This window comes from Mesorhizobium silamurunense, assembly GCF_014843825.1.
Taxonomy (GTDB): domain Bacteria; phylum Pseudomonadota; class Alphaproteobacteria; order Rhizobiales; family Rhizobiaceae; genus Mesorhizobium; species Mesorhizobium silamurunense.
This window is the reverse complement of sequence record NZ_JHQR01000069.1, coordinates 1-14,660: the sequence shown is the minus strand read 5'-3', so window position 1 is coordinate 14,660 and position 14,660 is coordinate 1. Positions and strand designations below refer to the sequence as shown.

The 14,660-nt window shown below is 63.9% G+C and carries 9 protein-coding genes and 3 pseudogenes; 2 read left to right on the top strand and 10 right to left on the bottom strand.

Going from position 1 to position 14,660, the window contains the following annotated elements; translation table 11 throughout:
- Nucleotides 1–822, bottom strand: a pseudogene (locus DH10_RS08695) (hypothetical protein); the annotation flags it as partial.
- Nucleotides 823–895: 73 nt separating this feature from the next.
- Nucleotides 896–2,194: an adenylosuccinate synthase gene (locus tag DH10_RS08690; RefSeq protein WP_192257492.1), complete on the bottom strand. Its 1,299-nt coding sequence runs from the start codon at nt 2,192–2,194 to the stop codon at nt 896–898.
- A gap of 216 nt (nt 2,195–2,410) precedes the next feature.
- Here DH10_RS08690 and DH10_RS08685 point away from each other — a divergent pair, with 216 nt between their 5' ends.
- Complete coding sequence (locus DH10_RS08685) at nt 2,411–3,361, top strand: DMT family transporter (RefSeq protein WP_192257494.1); 951 nt, start codon at nt 2,411–2,413, stop codon at nt 3,359–3,361.
- A gap of 179 nt (nt 3,362–3,540) precedes the next feature.
- On the opposite strand, the pseudogene DH10_RS08680 reads toward DH10_RS08685, so the two are convergent.
- The 6 genes and pseudogenes from DH10_RS08680 to glmM all read right to left on the bottom strand — a co-directional run.
- Nucleotides 3,541–3,885: pseudogene (locus DH10_RS08680) on the bottom strand (phosphoglycerate dehydrogenase); the annotation flags it as partial.
- Complete coding sequence (gene serA, locus DH10_RS08675) at nt 3,870–5,288, bottom strand: phosphoglycerate dehydrogenase (protein ID WP_246811520.1); 1,419 nt, start codon at nt 5,286–5,288, stop codon at nt 3,870–3,872. The gene serA and the pseudogene DH10_RS08680, both read right to left, overlap by 16 nt.
- A gap of 67 nt (nt 5,289–5,355) precedes the next feature.
- Complete coding sequence (locus DH10_RS08670; protein ID WP_192257498.1) at nt 5,356–6,531, bottom strand: phosphoserine transaminase; 1,176 nt, start codon at nt 6,529–6,531, stop codon at nt 5,356–5,358.
- Nucleotides 6,532–6,726: 195 nt separating this feature from the next.
- On the bottom strand, nt 6,727–7,593 hold the full coding sequence (locus DH10_RS08665) for an outer membrane protein (protein ID WP_192257501.1): 867 nt from the start codon (nt 7,591–7,593) through the stop codon (nt 6,727–6,729).
- A 207-nt stretch (nt 7,594–7,800) separates the two neighbouring features.
- The gene (locus tag DH10_RS08660; protein WP_192384611.1) at nt 7,801–8,640 is read right to left on the bottom strand and encodes an outer membrane protein; all 840 of its coding nucleotides are present in this window, start codon (nt 8,638–8,640) and stop codon (nt 7,801–7,803) included.
- A gap of 217 nt (nt 8,641–8,857) precedes the next feature.
- Nucleotides 8,858–10,210 carry a phosphoglucosamine mutase gene (gene glmM / locus DH10_RS08655; protein WP_192257505.1) on the bottom strand — a complete coding sequence of 451 codons (1,353 nt, stop codon included), beginning with the start codon at nt 10,208–10,210 and terminating at the stop codon, nt 8,858–8,860.
- A 365-nt stretch (nt 10,211–10,575) separates the two neighbouring features.
- On the opposite strand from glmM, the gene DH10_RS08650 reads away from it, so the two are divergent.
- Entirely contained in the window at nt 10,576–11,433 is an 858-nt protein-coding gene (locus DH10_RS08650; protein ID WP_192257507.1) for a hypothetical protein, read from the top strand.
- A 486-nt stretch (nt 11,434–11,919) separates the two neighbouring features.
- Here DH10_RS08650 and ftsH read toward each other — a convergent pair whose 3' ends face one another.
- On the bottom strand, nt 11,920–13,854 hold the full coding sequence (gene ftsH, locus DH10_RS08645) for an ATP-dependent zinc metalloprotease FtsH (RefSeq protein WP_192245811.1): 1,935 nt from the start codon (nt 13,852–13,854) through the stop codon (nt 11,920–11,922).
- A 105-nt stretch (nt 13,855–13,959) separates the two neighbouring features.
- Nucleotides 13,960–14,660, bottom strand: a pseudogene (locus DH10_RS08640) (tRNA lysidine(34) synthetase TilS); the annotation flags it as partial.

The window sequence follows — 14,660 nt, the reverse complement described above, 5'->3', positions numbered from 1 at the left end:
GGGCGGCGCGGCTGCCGTCTCCGTGGCCGGCTTTGCCGGAGCGGGCTTGACCAATGGCTCGGTCGAGACCGTCTTGCTGCCGCCGCCGTTCGAGCCGAGCATCGAGCGGAACGCATCCTTGTTCAGCCAGACGCCATAGCCGCCACCTGCCAGCACCAGGAATGCGACGACAGTGGCGATCAACCCACCATAGCTGCGCTTGCGCGCCGGCGGTCGCAGCCGCTGGAAAGTGTCGGCCGGCTGCTCGTCATTGGCGAAGGCATCGCTGCCGTCGTCCGGTTCGGCGGCGTTCATGCCGGGCAGGCTGACATCGTCCTCGCGCGGCGAGGGCATCGGCGGCGATGCCGAAGGCGCTTTGTGCCAGCCGCCGGGCTCCGACTTCGTTGCCCCTTGCCAGCTTGGCTCCGTCTTTGATGCGCTTTGCCAGCTCGGTTCCGCCTTCACCGGTGCCGGCGCCGGCTTGAAGGGCTCGGGCCTGGCAGGCTCGGGGTTCGCCACCGGCGGCTGCCGGACGTGGCTCGGCTGGTTCTTGTTGCGGTCGATCGACGAGAAAATATGTTCCAGCTCCGCCAGCGGATCTTCCGCTGGAGCCGGCTTGGGCGCCGGAGCGGGCGTGACGTACTCTCGCTCGACGCTGGAAATGGCATCTTCCAGCGAGCGCTTCTGCTTGCTGACGACATCGGCGGATAAAGGCGGAGAATAGTCCGCGAGCTTCTTCGCCAGTGCCGCACGGGCATTCTCGTAGATGCGCTTGCGCAGCTCGGACGAGGGCTCGCCGTGCTTCTCGAGCTGCTTTTTCAGAACACCAACGAAATCTGCCATGCGTCAGTCGACCTGCGATTCTTTCCCCGTGACCGGCCGCAAATCAGCCGTAGTGCCGGGAAGGGCTGTGAAACTAGTCTTGAAACGGATCGGTCACAAGTATCGTGTCGTCCCTCTCCGGGCTGGTGGAAAGCAGCGCAACCGGGGCTCCTATCAGCTCCTCGATGTAGCGGACATATTTGACGGCTTGCGCCGGCAGATCGTTCCAGCTCCTGGCACCGGCCGTCGTCCCCTTCCAGCCTTCGAGCGTCTCATAGATCGGCTCGACGCGCGCCTGGGCGCCCTGGCTGGCCGGCAGATAGTCGATCAGCTCGCCATCGAGGCGGTAGCCGGTGCAGACCTTGATCTCGTCCAGCCCGTCGAGCACGTCGAGCTTGGTGAGCGCGATGCCCTTGATGCCGTTGACGGCCACCGCCTGGCGCACCAGCACCGCGTCGAACCAGCCGCAGCGGCGCTTGCGGCCGGTGACGACGCCGAATTCGTGGCCGCGCGTGCCGAGGAACTCGCCGATCTCGTTCTTCTGCTCGGTCGGGAACGGGCCTTCGCCGACGCGCGTCGTATAGGCCTTGGTGATGCCGAGCACATAGCCGATGGCGCCAGGGCCGGTGCCGGAGCCGGCGGCCGCCTGCCCCGCCACGGTGTTGGACGAGGTGACGAAGGGATAGGTGCCGTGGTCGATGTCGAGCAGCGTGCCTTGCGCGCCCTCGAACAGGATGCGCTCGCCCGCGCGCCTTTTGTCGTCGAGCACCTTCCAGACCCGATCCATGTAGGGCAGGATCTCGCCGGCCACCGAGGTCAGCTCCTGCATGATCGCCTCATGCGTCGCCTCGGCATGGCCGAGCCCGCGGCGCAGCGCATTGTGGTGCGTCAGCAGCCTGTCGACCTTCAGGGGAAGCGTTTCCAAATCCGCCAAATCCATCACCCGGACGGCGCGCCGGCCCACCTTGTCCTCGTAGGCGGGGCCGATGCCGCGGCGGGTCGTGCCAATCTTGGTTCCGGAATTCGAGGCGGCGTCTTCGCGGAATCCGTCCAGCTCCCGGTGCAGCGACAGGATAAGCGCGGTGTTTTCGGCGATTTTCAGGCGCTCGGGCGTCACCTCCACGCCCTGCTCCTTGAGCTTCGCGACTTCCGCGACGAAGGCATGCGGATCGAAGACCACGCCGTTGCCGATGATCGACAGCTTGCCCTGCCGGACCACGCCGGACGGCAGGAGCGAAAGCTTGTAGACCTTGCCGTCGACGACCAGCGTATGACCTGCATTGTGGCCGCCCTGGAAGCGCACGACCACGTCGGCACGTTCCGACAGCCAGTCGACGATCTTGCCCTTGCCTTCGTCGCCCCACTGCGAGCCGACGACCACCACATTGGTCATGTTCTTTTCCCTTGAGATGCCGCCTTAGCGGCTTGAAACGACAGGCCTCTATAACCTCATGTGCAGGCCGATGCGACCCTTTCTTTGCCGCCGAAACCAGCCAAGACACAACAAACCAGGCACAACAAATTCCGGCTTTCGCATCATTTACTTGGCCTCACTATCGCCATAGGCCGGCTTCGATCTTCGAACGCGCCGCCCGTGCCGGATTAAGCGATGCATCGAGCCGCCTATCTGTTCCTTCTCTCCACCATGCTGCTATGGGGCGGCAATTCCGTGGCCGGCAAGCTTGCCGTCGGCCATGTGTCGCCGATGACATTGGTTTTCCTGCGCTGGGTGTTGGCGGTGCTGATCATGCTGCCCGTCGGCTGGCGGGCTTTTCGCGAGGATTGGCCGGAGCTGCGCCGGCACTGGCTGCTGATTGCCGGCCTCGGCGCCTGTGGCTTCACGATCTTCAACGTCATCTTCTACACGGCGCTGAACTACACCACCGCCATCAACGTCTCGATCGAGCAGGCGGCCATACCGATCGTCATCATTCTCGCCAATTTCGTGCTGTTCCGGCTGCACGTGCAGCGCCTGCAGATAGTCGGCGTCGCGCTGACCATCGTCGGCGTCGCCCTCACCGCGAGCCATGGCGACCTCAGCCAGTTGCTGAAGCTCGATCTCAATTTCGGCGACGCCATCATGCTGGTCGCGGTTCTCTGCTACAGCCTCTATTCGGTGGGGCTGCGCCTGAAGCCGGCCATCCGCTGGCAAAGCCTCATGCTGGCTTTGTCGCTCGCCGCGCTTTTGACCTCGCTGCCCTTCTTTGTCTGGGAAGTGGCGGCGGGTCGCGTCATCGTCCCGGACGCGCGGGGATGGGCGGTCGCGTTCTACACTGCGCTCGGCGCGTCGGTCGTCTCGCAGATCTTCTATATTAGGGGCAATGAGCTGATCGGCGCCAATCGCGCCGGGCTGTTCATCAACCTCGTGCCGATCTTCGGCACGCTGCTTTCGGTGCTGATCGTCGGCGAGCAGTTCCAATTCTATCAGGGTCTTGCGCTTGCGCTTGTTCTCGGAGGCATCGCGCTCGCCGAATACAGTGGCAGAAGGGCTAGCGCACAGGCGGCGCCACCGCCTTCGCTGAATATGTCAGGCTCTGGTCAGAAATTGCGACCTCGTTAAGGATATCGATGCGCGGATATACATCGGCTTCGCCCCAAGCCGCACAAGCCGCAATGCAAGATCGCGCCCGGCTTCCCAGCAAGTAAGCCGGCGCGGAAAAGATCATCCTGACGCGCCTGGCCTGATAAAAGCCCGTGCGCGAGCGCGCACGGGGCCTTTATCATTTAGGCAGACTTTGTTCAGGCGGCGCCGACATCGAAGTGCAGCGGCTTGGCCGAGTCGATCGACTGGTGCGCCCGCAGCTGATCGAGCACCTTTTCCGGGAACGGCGCATCGAGATAGAGCAGCGCGATCGCATCGCCGCCCGGCCGGTTGCGGCCGAGCTGGAAGTTGGCGATGTTGACGCCGTTCTCGCCGCAGACGGTGCCGAGCAGGCCGATGATGCCGGGCGCATCGGCATTGGTCGTATAGAGCATGTGCTGGCCGACCTCGGCGTCGAGGTTGATGCCCTTGATCTGGATGAAGCGCGGCTTGTGGTCGGAGAAGCAGGTGCCGGCGATCGAGCGCGTCATGTGCTCGGTGCGATGATGCCGGGCGCATCGGCATTGGTCGTATAGAGCATGTGCTGGCCGACCTCGGCGTCGAGGTTGATGCCCTTGATCTGGATGAAGCGCGGCTTGTGGTCGGAGAAGCAGGTGCCGGCGATCGAGCGCGTCATGTGCTCGGTCTTGACGGTAAGCTTGATATAGCCGTCGAAGACGCCCGACTTGTCGCGCTTGACCTCGGCGACGATGATGCCGCGCTCCTTCACCATGATCGGCGCCGACACCATGTTGACGTCGGAGACCTGCGGCCGGATCAGGCCGGCAAGGGTAGCGCTCACCAGCGCGCGCGTGTTCATCGTCGCGGTCGAGCCGTCGAACAGGATCTCGACCTCCTTGATCGGATCCTCGGTGACCTGGCCGACAAAGGCGCCGAGCACCTCGGCGAGCTTGACGAAGGGTTTTAGCCGCGGCGCTTCCTCGGCGGTGATCGAAGGCATGTTGATGGCGTTCGAGACCGCGCCCTTGATCAGATAGTCCGACATCTGCTCGGCGACCTGCAGGGCGACATTCTCCTGCGCCTCCGCTGTCGAGGCGCCGAGATGCGGGGTTGCCACGACATTCTCCATGCCGAACAGCGCGTTGTTCTCCGCCGGCTCGACCTCGAAGACGTCGACGCCGGCGCCGGCAACCTTGCCGCTGTTCAGCGCCGCGACCAGGTCCGCTTCGACGACCAGCCCGCCGCGCGCGCAATTGATGATGCGCACGCCGTCTTTCATCTTGGCGATTGCCGCCGCGTCGATGATGTTGCGCGTCTTGTCGGTCAGCGGCGTGTGCAAGGTGATGAAATCGGCGCGGGTGAAGAGCTCGTCGAGCTCGACCTTCTCGACGCCGAGCTCTTCGGCGCGGCTGTCCGACAAGAACGGATCGAAGGCAATCACATGCATCTTCAGGCCGACGCCGCGCGTCGCGACGATCGAGCCGATATTGCCGCAGCCGATGATACCCAGCGTCTTGCCGGTGATCTCGATGCCCATGAAGCGGTTCTTTTCCCATTTTCCCGCATGCGTCGAGGCGTTGGCCTCGGGGATCTGGCGCGCCAGCGCGAAGATCATCGCGACGGCATGCTCGGCCGTGGTGATCGAATTGCCGAAGGGGGTGTTCATCACGATGATGCCCCTGCGGCTTGCCGCCGGGATATCGACATTGTCGACGCCGATGCCGGCGCGGCCGACGACCTTGAGCCTGGTTGCGGCATTGATCAGCTTCTCGGTGACCTTGGTCGCCGAGCGGATGGCGAGGCCATCATACTGGCCGATCACTTCGAGAAGCTTTTCCTTGTCCTTGCCGAGATCGGGCAAGTAGTCGACCTCGATGCCGTGATTCTTGAATATCTGCACTGCGGTGGTTGAAAGTTTATCCGAGACGAGAACGCGGGGCGCCATGGCGGCCTCCTTCAATGGGATTTGATCCGTTTGGGGATCGGCGGCCCGAAGGCCGCCGCGAATGGTCTCAGGCCGCTGCCTTGAGCGACGCCTTCTGCATGGCGAAGGCCCAGTCGAGCCAGGGCAGCAGCGCTTCGAGATCGGAAGTCTCGACGGTCGCGCCGCACCAGATGCGCAGCCCGGGCGGCGCATCGCGATAGGAACCGATGTCGTAAGCGACACCTTCCTTGTCGAGCGCCGAGACGATGCCCTTGGCGAAAGCCGCCTGACCGTCGTCATCGAGCGCCGCGACATCTGGATCGGCGAAGGACAGGCACACGGAAGTGTTCGAGCGTGTCGCCGGATCGACGGCCAGATGGCCGAGCCAAGGCGACTTGTCCACGAACCGGTCGAGCACCGCGGCATTGGCGTCGGCACGCGCAATCAGCGCTTCCAGGCCGCCGATCGATTTCGCCCAGTTGAGCGCATCGAGATAGTCCTCGACGCACAGCATCGACGGCGTGTTAATGGTCTCGCCCTTGAAGATGCCTTCGATCAGCTTGCCGCCCGAGGTCAGGCGGAAGATCTTCGGCAGCGGCCAGGCCGGTTTGTAGGTCTCCAGCCGCTCGACGGCGCGAGGGCTGAGGATCAGCATGCCATGCGCGCCCTCGCCGCCCAGCACCTTCTGCCAGGAGAAGGTGACGACATCGAGTTTTTCGAAATCGAGCCGTTGCGCGAAGGCAGCCGAGGTGGCGTCGCAGATGGTGAGACCCTTGCGGCCGGCCGGGATGAAATCGCCGCTCGGCACGCGCACGCCCGAGGTCGTGCCGTTCCAGGTGAAGACCACGTCGCGGTCGAAATCGACCTGCGTGAGATCGGGCAGCTCGCCGTAGCCGGCTTCGAACTTGCGCACATCGGCGAGCTTGAGCTGCTTGACGACATCGGTCACCCAGCCGGCACCAAAACTTTCCCAGGCGATCATGTCGACGCCGCGCTCGCCGAGCAGCGACCACAGCGCCATCTCGACCGCGCCGGTATCGGATGCCGGCACGATGCCGATCCGGTAGCCGGCAGGAACCTTGAGGATTTCGCGCGTCAGCTCGATCGCCTGCTCGAGCTTGCCCTTGCCGATCTTGGCGCGGTGGGAGCGTCCGAGCGCGGCGGCTTTCAGCGCCTCGGCCGACCAGCCGGGGCGTTTTGCGCAGGGACCTGAGGAGAAATTGGGATTTGCCGGACGGAGTCCGGGCTTGGTAAGCGTCGTCATCGTGGTCTATCCTTCCAGATAGTGGCCCCTCGTTGGGGAGGGGTGGCCCACGGACGGCGATATGCTTTCAGCCTTTCGGCGTCAAGAGCAAAGTTTTTGTCGCTGGCAGGATACTTGTGTAGCCCCGATTACGCGCCCTGAAGCAAAAACGGCGGACCGGTGATCCGCCACCGGCAATTTTCAAGGCTTTGTCGCTCACCAAAGATCGTAGCGCAAACCCAGCTTGACCGTCTGATAATCGATGCCCTTGTGAACATTGAAGGCGCCGTTGTCATAGGCGACATATTTGCCGCTTGGGATCGAGAAATACTCGTAGCCGAGGTCGACGGAGAGATTTTTGCTGACCTGATAGGACAGGCCCGCCCCGATCGAATAGGCCAGATTGAACTTCGCCTCGGAGTCCTCCGATCCTTTGTATCCCGCCGGATCGTCGCAGACGAAACCGCCGGTGCCCGCCGAATCGGTTGGGCGATCAACGCACTCGCGCTCGCCTTGGGTCTTGAAATACTTGTTATAGGCAATGCCGACACCGCCACCGATATAGGGCGTGAGCCCGACATAGGTGCCCAGGTCTACATAGCCATTGGCCATCACGCTGTAGCCCTTGTTGGTGGCCCGGTTGGTGGCTTCGCAGTCTTCCGTATCGGCAACCGACTGGATGATCGCTGTACCGCCAACAATAACCAAGTTATTCGTGTGACCGGCGCAGCCATCTGGCACCAAGGCGTGGTCGCCGAACTTATTGGTCGGCAGGATGCCACCATTGAGTTCGACTCTGAGAAAGTCGTTCAGATGGTAGCCCATGCCGATGCTGCCCGTGAACAGGCTGCTGTCGTTGGTGAAGCTTGTCGACCCGCTTGTCGATATCTGATGCTCGAACGGATGGCTGAAGGCGTAGCCGATGTCGCCGCGCAGGTACCAGCCCGAGCCCACCTCGACCGGCTGGTAGTCCGGCGCCTGGTCGACATAGATGGGCGGGTCGTAGTCGGCCGACACCGCCTGTGTCGCCGGCATCAGCACGATTGCGGCGAGCGCCAGTGCGATACGCGATTTTGATGTCATGGTCCCCGGCTCCTGAAGTTGGCGCCAGTCGCGAACGCGAGCACAGCTGCCGTTTCAGGAGCATTGTTAACCATAGTGGTTAAGTGCCGGTTAAGGATAACAGGCAGTTACCGAATTGATTTCGATGAGATTTTACCGGCAGCGCACAAACGAAAACTGCCCGGCTGGCGCCGGGCGGTTGGCAAAACCTCAGTATATTCGAAGCAACTACTTGGTGTAGATCGGCTCCGGCTGATAGGGTTCCGGCGGCGGGGCGCAATCGGATCTGCCGAACTGATACCGCAGGCCGCCGCGCACTTCGTGCACATTGATGCCGCGGTCGTAACCGGGGCCGACATTACTGTCCGAAGCATATTCGAACATCTTGCCGCCATTGATGTGGCTGTAACGGTAGCCGACGTCGAGCTTGACACGATCGGTCAGACAGTAGGAGGCGCCGGCCATGAGGGCATAGGCAAAGCGCCAGCCCTTACCGCCGGCATGCTCAAACGAACCATCGAGATCGGTGTTGTGGAGCGTGTCCCACTTTACCCAGGCGCCGCCGATGCCGGCGCCGACATAGGGCGTGACACCGTGCCAGGTGCCGATGTCGACATAGGCATTGGCCAGAAGCAGCAAAGCCGAATAGGACGAGGTGTCGACGGAGGTGCAAGGCACCCCGCCGGCGCAGAAGCCATCGGTCGAGCCGCTAAAGTTGGATTTGCCCATCCAATCTGCGGTGAGGTCGGTGCGGAAATACTGGTTGATCTGATAACCGACGCCAGCGCCCGCGGAGAACGCGCCCTTCAGCTTGCCGCTGGCGAAGCTGCCCTGGACCTGGGGCGGTGCCGCGCCGTAGGTGATGTAGTCGCCGCCACGGAAGCGCGACCAGTGATAGTCGATGTCGCCGCGGATATACCAGCCGCCGACATCGACCGGCTGCGCCTCGACAACCGGCGGCGGAGCCTCCTCGACCGGAGGCGGTTCCGCGAGGTCGGCGGCGAGCGCCGATCCGGCCACCCCCGCAAACAGCGCGGCAAACAATGCCATTCTTGCTGTATTGAACATGCTGTCACCCCTAAGAAGCCTCGGGACGACGTCGCCCGAAGATGAACCTCGGCGTGGATAATGAATTGCAAAGGTTAAAGGCCGTTTAACCGTGCCGATTAACCACGAATCTATACAATTTTAGAGGGTATGCCGTTGTCCGGTCGTTGCGGCACGCACGAAAAAACCCGCCGGGCGGCGGGCTTCCAAGCGCGACGAGCTTTGGCTTGGGCCTCCGTCAGGCGGCGCTGCGGGTTTCCGAGATGATGCCGACTATGTCGTTGACGACGGTCTCGACCAGTTGCGGATCGTCGCCTTCGGCCATGACGCGGATCAGCGGCTCGGTGCCGGAGGGCCGGATGACGAGGCGGCCGGACTTGCCGAGACGATTGCGCGCATCCTCGATCGCCGCCTTGACGGGCGCCTCCTCCAGCGGCTTGCCGCCGGAGATGCGGACATTCTTCAGCAGCTGCGGCACCGGCTCGAACTTCTTCGACAGCTCGCTGACCGGCCGGTTCTGCCGCTTGATGCAGGCCAGCACTTGCAGCGCCGAAACCAGGCCATCGCCGGTGGTCGAGAAATCGGAGAGCACGATATGGCCGGACTGCTCGCCGCCGACATTGAGGCCGTGCGCGCGCATATGCTCGACGACATAGCGGTCGCCGACCTTGGTGCGGTGCAGTTGCAGCTTTAAGTCGCCGAGGAAACGCTCGAGGCCGAGATTGGACATCACCGTGGAGACGACGCCGCCGCCGGCCAGCCGCCCGTTCTGGTGCCAGGACTCGGCGATCAGCGCCATGATCTGGTCGCCGTCGACGATGGCGCCGTTCTCGTCGACGATGACCACGCGGTCGGCGTCGCCATCGAGCGCGATGCCGATGTCGGCGCGCACCTCGTGCACCTTCTTCTGCAGGCCGGCCGGATGGGTCGAGCCGCATTCCTTGTTGATGTTGAAGCCGTTCGGCTCGACATTGATGGCCACCACTTCGGCGCCGAGCTCCCACAGCGCCTCGGGGGCCACCTTGTAGGAGGCGCCGTTCGCGCAGTCGACGACGATCCTCAAGCCGGAAAGCGACATAGAGCGCGGCAGCGTGCGCTTGGCGAATTCGATATAGCGGTCGTGGACGCCATCGACGCGCTTGGCGCGGCCCAGCCCGTCGGAATCGGCCAGCGCAAGCTCGATATCCTTGTCGAGCATGCTTTCGATGCGCTCCTCGATCTCGTCGGAGAGCTTGTAGCCGTCGGGGCCGAACAGCTTGATGCCGTTGTCGTAATAGGGATTGTGCGAGGCCGAGATCATCACGCCGATGTCGGCGCGCAGCGAGCGCACCAGCATGGCGACCGCCGGCGTCGGAATCGGTCCGAGCAGGAACACGTCCATGCCGGCGGCGCACAGGCCCGACACCATCGCGTTCTCGATCATGTAGCCGGAAAGCCGCGTGTCCTTGCCGAGCACGACGCGGTGCCGATGGTTGCCGCGCTGGAAAGAAAGCCCGGCGGCCATCCCCACCCGCATGGCGACCTCGGCCGTCATCGGAAACTTGTTGGCGCGTCCGCGGATGCCGTCGGTACCGAAATACTGCCCTGCCATTCTTGCCAAAGTCCCCATCGGTTTTTCAGCCGCCCGTATTGCCACAATTGGGCCGCATCCGATTATCACATTTCGTAATTGTATATTACCATTCCTTAGAAAATCATTGTCGCGGGGGAGCAAGTGATTCCACGGCCTGCCACGACCTCTGACTGTAGCGGCAATATACCAGCCGAGGCGAGCTTTTCTGCCCAAGTCGCGTGGCAAAACCTTGTTTGCGCAGCGAACCGCAAGCAATTCATCACCTTGTCGGGAGGAACACACTTTGTGACGGCATCCGCGCCGGAAGCATCTGGCGCAACCCAACATTGAGAGCTATTGATTTGGTATAGGGACCACCTGGCGGCAGCAAGGGAGAAAACGCCATGCTTATTCATAGACTTGCCACGTTGACGGGCATCGCCGTCGCAACCCTGTTCCTGGCGGCGCCGGCCAACGCGCTGACCATGGCCGAGTGCAGCACCAAGTACAACGCGGCCAAGGACGCCGGAACGCTCAACGGCCAGACCTGGAACCAGTTCCGCAAGGCGCAGTGCGGCAGCGATGCCTCCGCCGCGACCGACACCAAGGCGGCGACCGACACCAAGGCGGCTGACACCAAGCCGGCCAAGAAGGCCAAGGAGACGACCGCCGCGGCAACCGCCGACAGCTCGGCCAAGGGCCTGACCGCCAAGGAATGCAGCGCCAAGTATCAGGCCGCGAAGGCCGCAGGCACGCTGAACGGCATGAAGTGGAACGACTTCCGCAAGACCGAATGCGCGGCCGGCGCCACCGCGGCGGCGACCGATACGAAGCCTGCCAAGGCGACCAAGACCGCGACCGCGACGACAGCGGCTGAAGGCGGCAAGGGCCTGAGCATGGCTGAATGCAGCACCAAGTATCAGGCGGCCAAGACCGCCAACAAGCTGAACGGCATGAAGTGGAACGACTTCCGCAAGGCCGAATGCGGTGCTGCCGCAGCCGATGACGACACCGTCCCGGCCCCGACCGAGGCGACCTTCACCAAGGAACCGGCGAAGCCGAGCGTCGCCGCGCCGAAGGGTGTGACCTTCCCGACCGCCATCTCGCCGAAATTCGCCACCGAGACCCCGGCCAAAGGCCGCATGCATACCTGCCTTGAGCAGTACTATGCCAACAAGGACGCCAACACGCTGAACGGCCTGAAGTGGATCCAGAAGGGCGGCGGCTTCTACAGCCTCTGCAACGCCAAGCTGAAGAGCTGATCGTTAGCAGCTAGTCAAAAAAGGCCCGCGCATCGCAAGGTACGCGGGCCTTTTTTGTTGGGCGATGCCAGGAGGGCCGCAGGCTGAGAAGCGCCGGCGGCGACGCCGCCAATCTCCCCCCTTGTGGGGGAGATGTCCGGCAGGACAGAGGGGGGCGCGAAGGAACTCGACGCTGACTTCCTAACGCCCCCGTTGTGAAGGAGAGGCTGAGAGGGAATTGCCGTATGAGGGCCCCTCTCTCCGGCCGCTTCGCGGCACCTCTCCCTCGCTTTCAGCGTGGGCGAGGAACCCCAAGACTTGACATGCCGGCGGGACAGCGCCCCCCTCTGCCCTGCCGGGCATCTCCCCACAAGGGGGGAGATTGGCTGTCGCGCCGGCTTTCGCCAAACGCCAACGTCGCAGGAATGACTCGCAAACCCTCTGCGACCTCCCAAACAAAACGCCGCGGCAGTGGCCGCGGCGTTCTTTGGTAGTTATCTTCCAGAATTAGCCCTGCGGCTGCGGCTCCATGCCGCCTTCGGGCTCGGGGCCCTTCTTGCGGCGGCCGCCGGTGCCGGCCTTCGGCACGGCCGAGCCACGGCTGGGCGGCGTGTCGTCGCCAAGGTCGCGGGCGGGCTTGTGGCCGGCGATCAGCTGCTTGATCTCCTCGCCGGTCAGCGTCTCGTATTCGAGCAGCCCTTCGGCCAGCGCGATCCAGTCCTTCTTCTTCTTGGTCAGGATGGTCTTGGCCGTCGAATAGGCATCGTCGATCAGCCGGCGCACTTCGGCATCGATGATCTGCGCCGTCTCTTCCGAAATGTTCTGCGTGCGCGCCACCGAATGGCCGAGGAAGACCTCTTCCTGGTTGTCGCCATAGGCGACATGGCCGAGCTTGTCGGAGAAGCCCCAGCGCGTGACCATGGCGCGCGCCAGCTTCGTCGCCTGCTCGATGTCGGAGGAGGCGCCGGAGGTGATGTTCTCCTTGCCGAACTTGAACTCCTCGGCGACGCGGCCGCCCATCATGATCGCGAGCCTGGAGATCATGTATTTGTAGCTCATCGAATAGCGGTCGCCTTCCGGCAGCTGCATGACCATGCCGAGCGCGCGGCCGCGCGGGATGATGGTCGCCTTGTGCAGCGGGTCGGCCGTCGGCACGTTGAGCGCCAGGATGGCGTGGCCGGCCTCGTGATAGGCGGTGAGCTCCTTCTCGGCCTGCGTCATCGCCGACGAGCGGCGCTCGGCGCCCATCATGATCTTGTCCTTGGCGTCCTCGAACTCGGCCATGGTGACGAGCCGCTTGTTGCGGCGCGCCGCCATCAGCGCGGATTCGTTGACGAGGTTCATCAGGTCGGCGCCGGAGAAGCCCGGCGTGCCGCGCGCGATGACCTTGAGGTCGACATTGGGCGCCAGCGGAACGTTGCGCACATGCACCTTGAGGATCTTTTCGCGCCCGACGATGTCGGGGTTCGGCACCACGACCTGGCGGTCGAAGCGGCCGGGTCTCAGCAGCGCCGGGTCGAGCACGTCGGGCCGGTTGGTGGCGGCGATCAGGATGATGCTTTCGTTGGACTCGAAGCCGTCCATCTCGACCAGGAGCTGGTTCAGCGTCTGCTCGCGCTCGTCATTGCCGCCGCCGAGGCCGGCGCCGCGATGACGGCCGACCGCGTCGATTTCGTCGATGAAGATGATACAGGGCGCGTTCTTCTTGGCCTGGTCGAACATGTCGCGCACACGGCTGGCGCCGACGCCGACGAACATCTCGACGAAGTCCGAGCCGGAGATGGTGAAGAACGGCACATTGGCTTCGCCGGCGACCGAGCGGGCGAGCAGCGTCTTGCCGGTTCCGGGAGGGCCGACCAGAAGCACGCCGCGCGGGATCTTGCCGCCGAGGCGCTGGAACTTCTGCGGATCGCGCAGGAACTCGACGATTTCCTCAAGGTCTTCCTTGGCCTCGTCGACGCCTGCGACGTCCTGGAAGGTGACGCGGCCATGCGCTTCGGTGAGCAGCTTGGCCTTCGACTTGCCAAAGCCCATGGCGCGGCCGGAGCCGGACTGCATCTGGCGCATGAAGAAAATCCACACGCCGAGGATCAGGATCATGGGCAGCCACGAGATCAGGTAGCCGAACAGCGAGTTGGAGCCGTCGGTTTCAGGCCGGGCGTTGATGGTGACGTTCTTGTCCTGCAGCCTCGAGACCAGCGACGGATCGCCGGGCGAATAGGTCTGGAAGCCGTTGGCGTTGTCCGTGTAGTTGCCCGAGATGCGGGCGCCTGCAATGGTCACGCTCTTGACCCGGCCGGACGCGACATCCTGCAGGAACTGCGAATAGGCAATCTCGCTGGAAGCGCCGCGCGTCTGCGGCGTCTGGAAAAGGTTAAACAGGGCGATGAGCAGGACCGCTATGATCGCCCAGAGCGCGAGGTTGCGATAGTTCGGATTCATCTATTGTCCTGTTGGCGTCCGCGCGCGGACCCACGATGATGGAGGAGGCTTGGGCCTAACATAGGGAGAGCGCCTCCCCTTGCCAAGCATAACAGCACGCCTCGGTTAAGCTTTCGCCCATGCTCCGCCGCGATCATGGCCGCGAAAAGGCAATGGCGGCGGCGGCGGCGCGCCGATCAGCGTGGCGACCGCTGCCGCGGGCTTGAGATCGAAGGCCGGCAGGAAGCGGGCGAAAGGCGACACCACCGGGACGATTGCCATTGGCGACGCCGGGGCGTCACCGCCAGCAAAATCAAGGCGTTCGCCGCCGCGCCACAGCGCGGGTTCTGCGGCGAGCGCCCTGCGCAGCACGCTTGCCGGCACGCCACCTTCCGGGGCAAATCGTTTGGCGGCGGCAGGCCCTACAGGGGCGATCACCAACCCGCCCGATCTGTCGCTCAATGTGATCCTCCGCCGACCGTCCCAAAGGGCCTGGTCCTTTGCCGGAACGGCGGGCAGATTGCGGGCCTCGCGATGCAGAAAGATGCCGGTCCGGCGCGCATCGACCACTGTCCGCGACAATGTGGCGCAAAGCGCCCCGGACCGGAGACGCTCGAACAGCGCCCGGCAACGTGCCTCCTCGACGAGGAACGAGACGCCGCCGACCGTGGCGAGCAGGATGCGCAGCGCATAGACGGCCGCTTCGCTGTCTTCGCCATTGGCGAGATCGCGATCGAGGCGGATGAGCCCTGAAGCCGGGCTGTCGGCAAGGGCGCCGATCAGCGCGGCCGCGCGACGGCCGAGGTCCTCGCGCTCGGCGGCTGCGT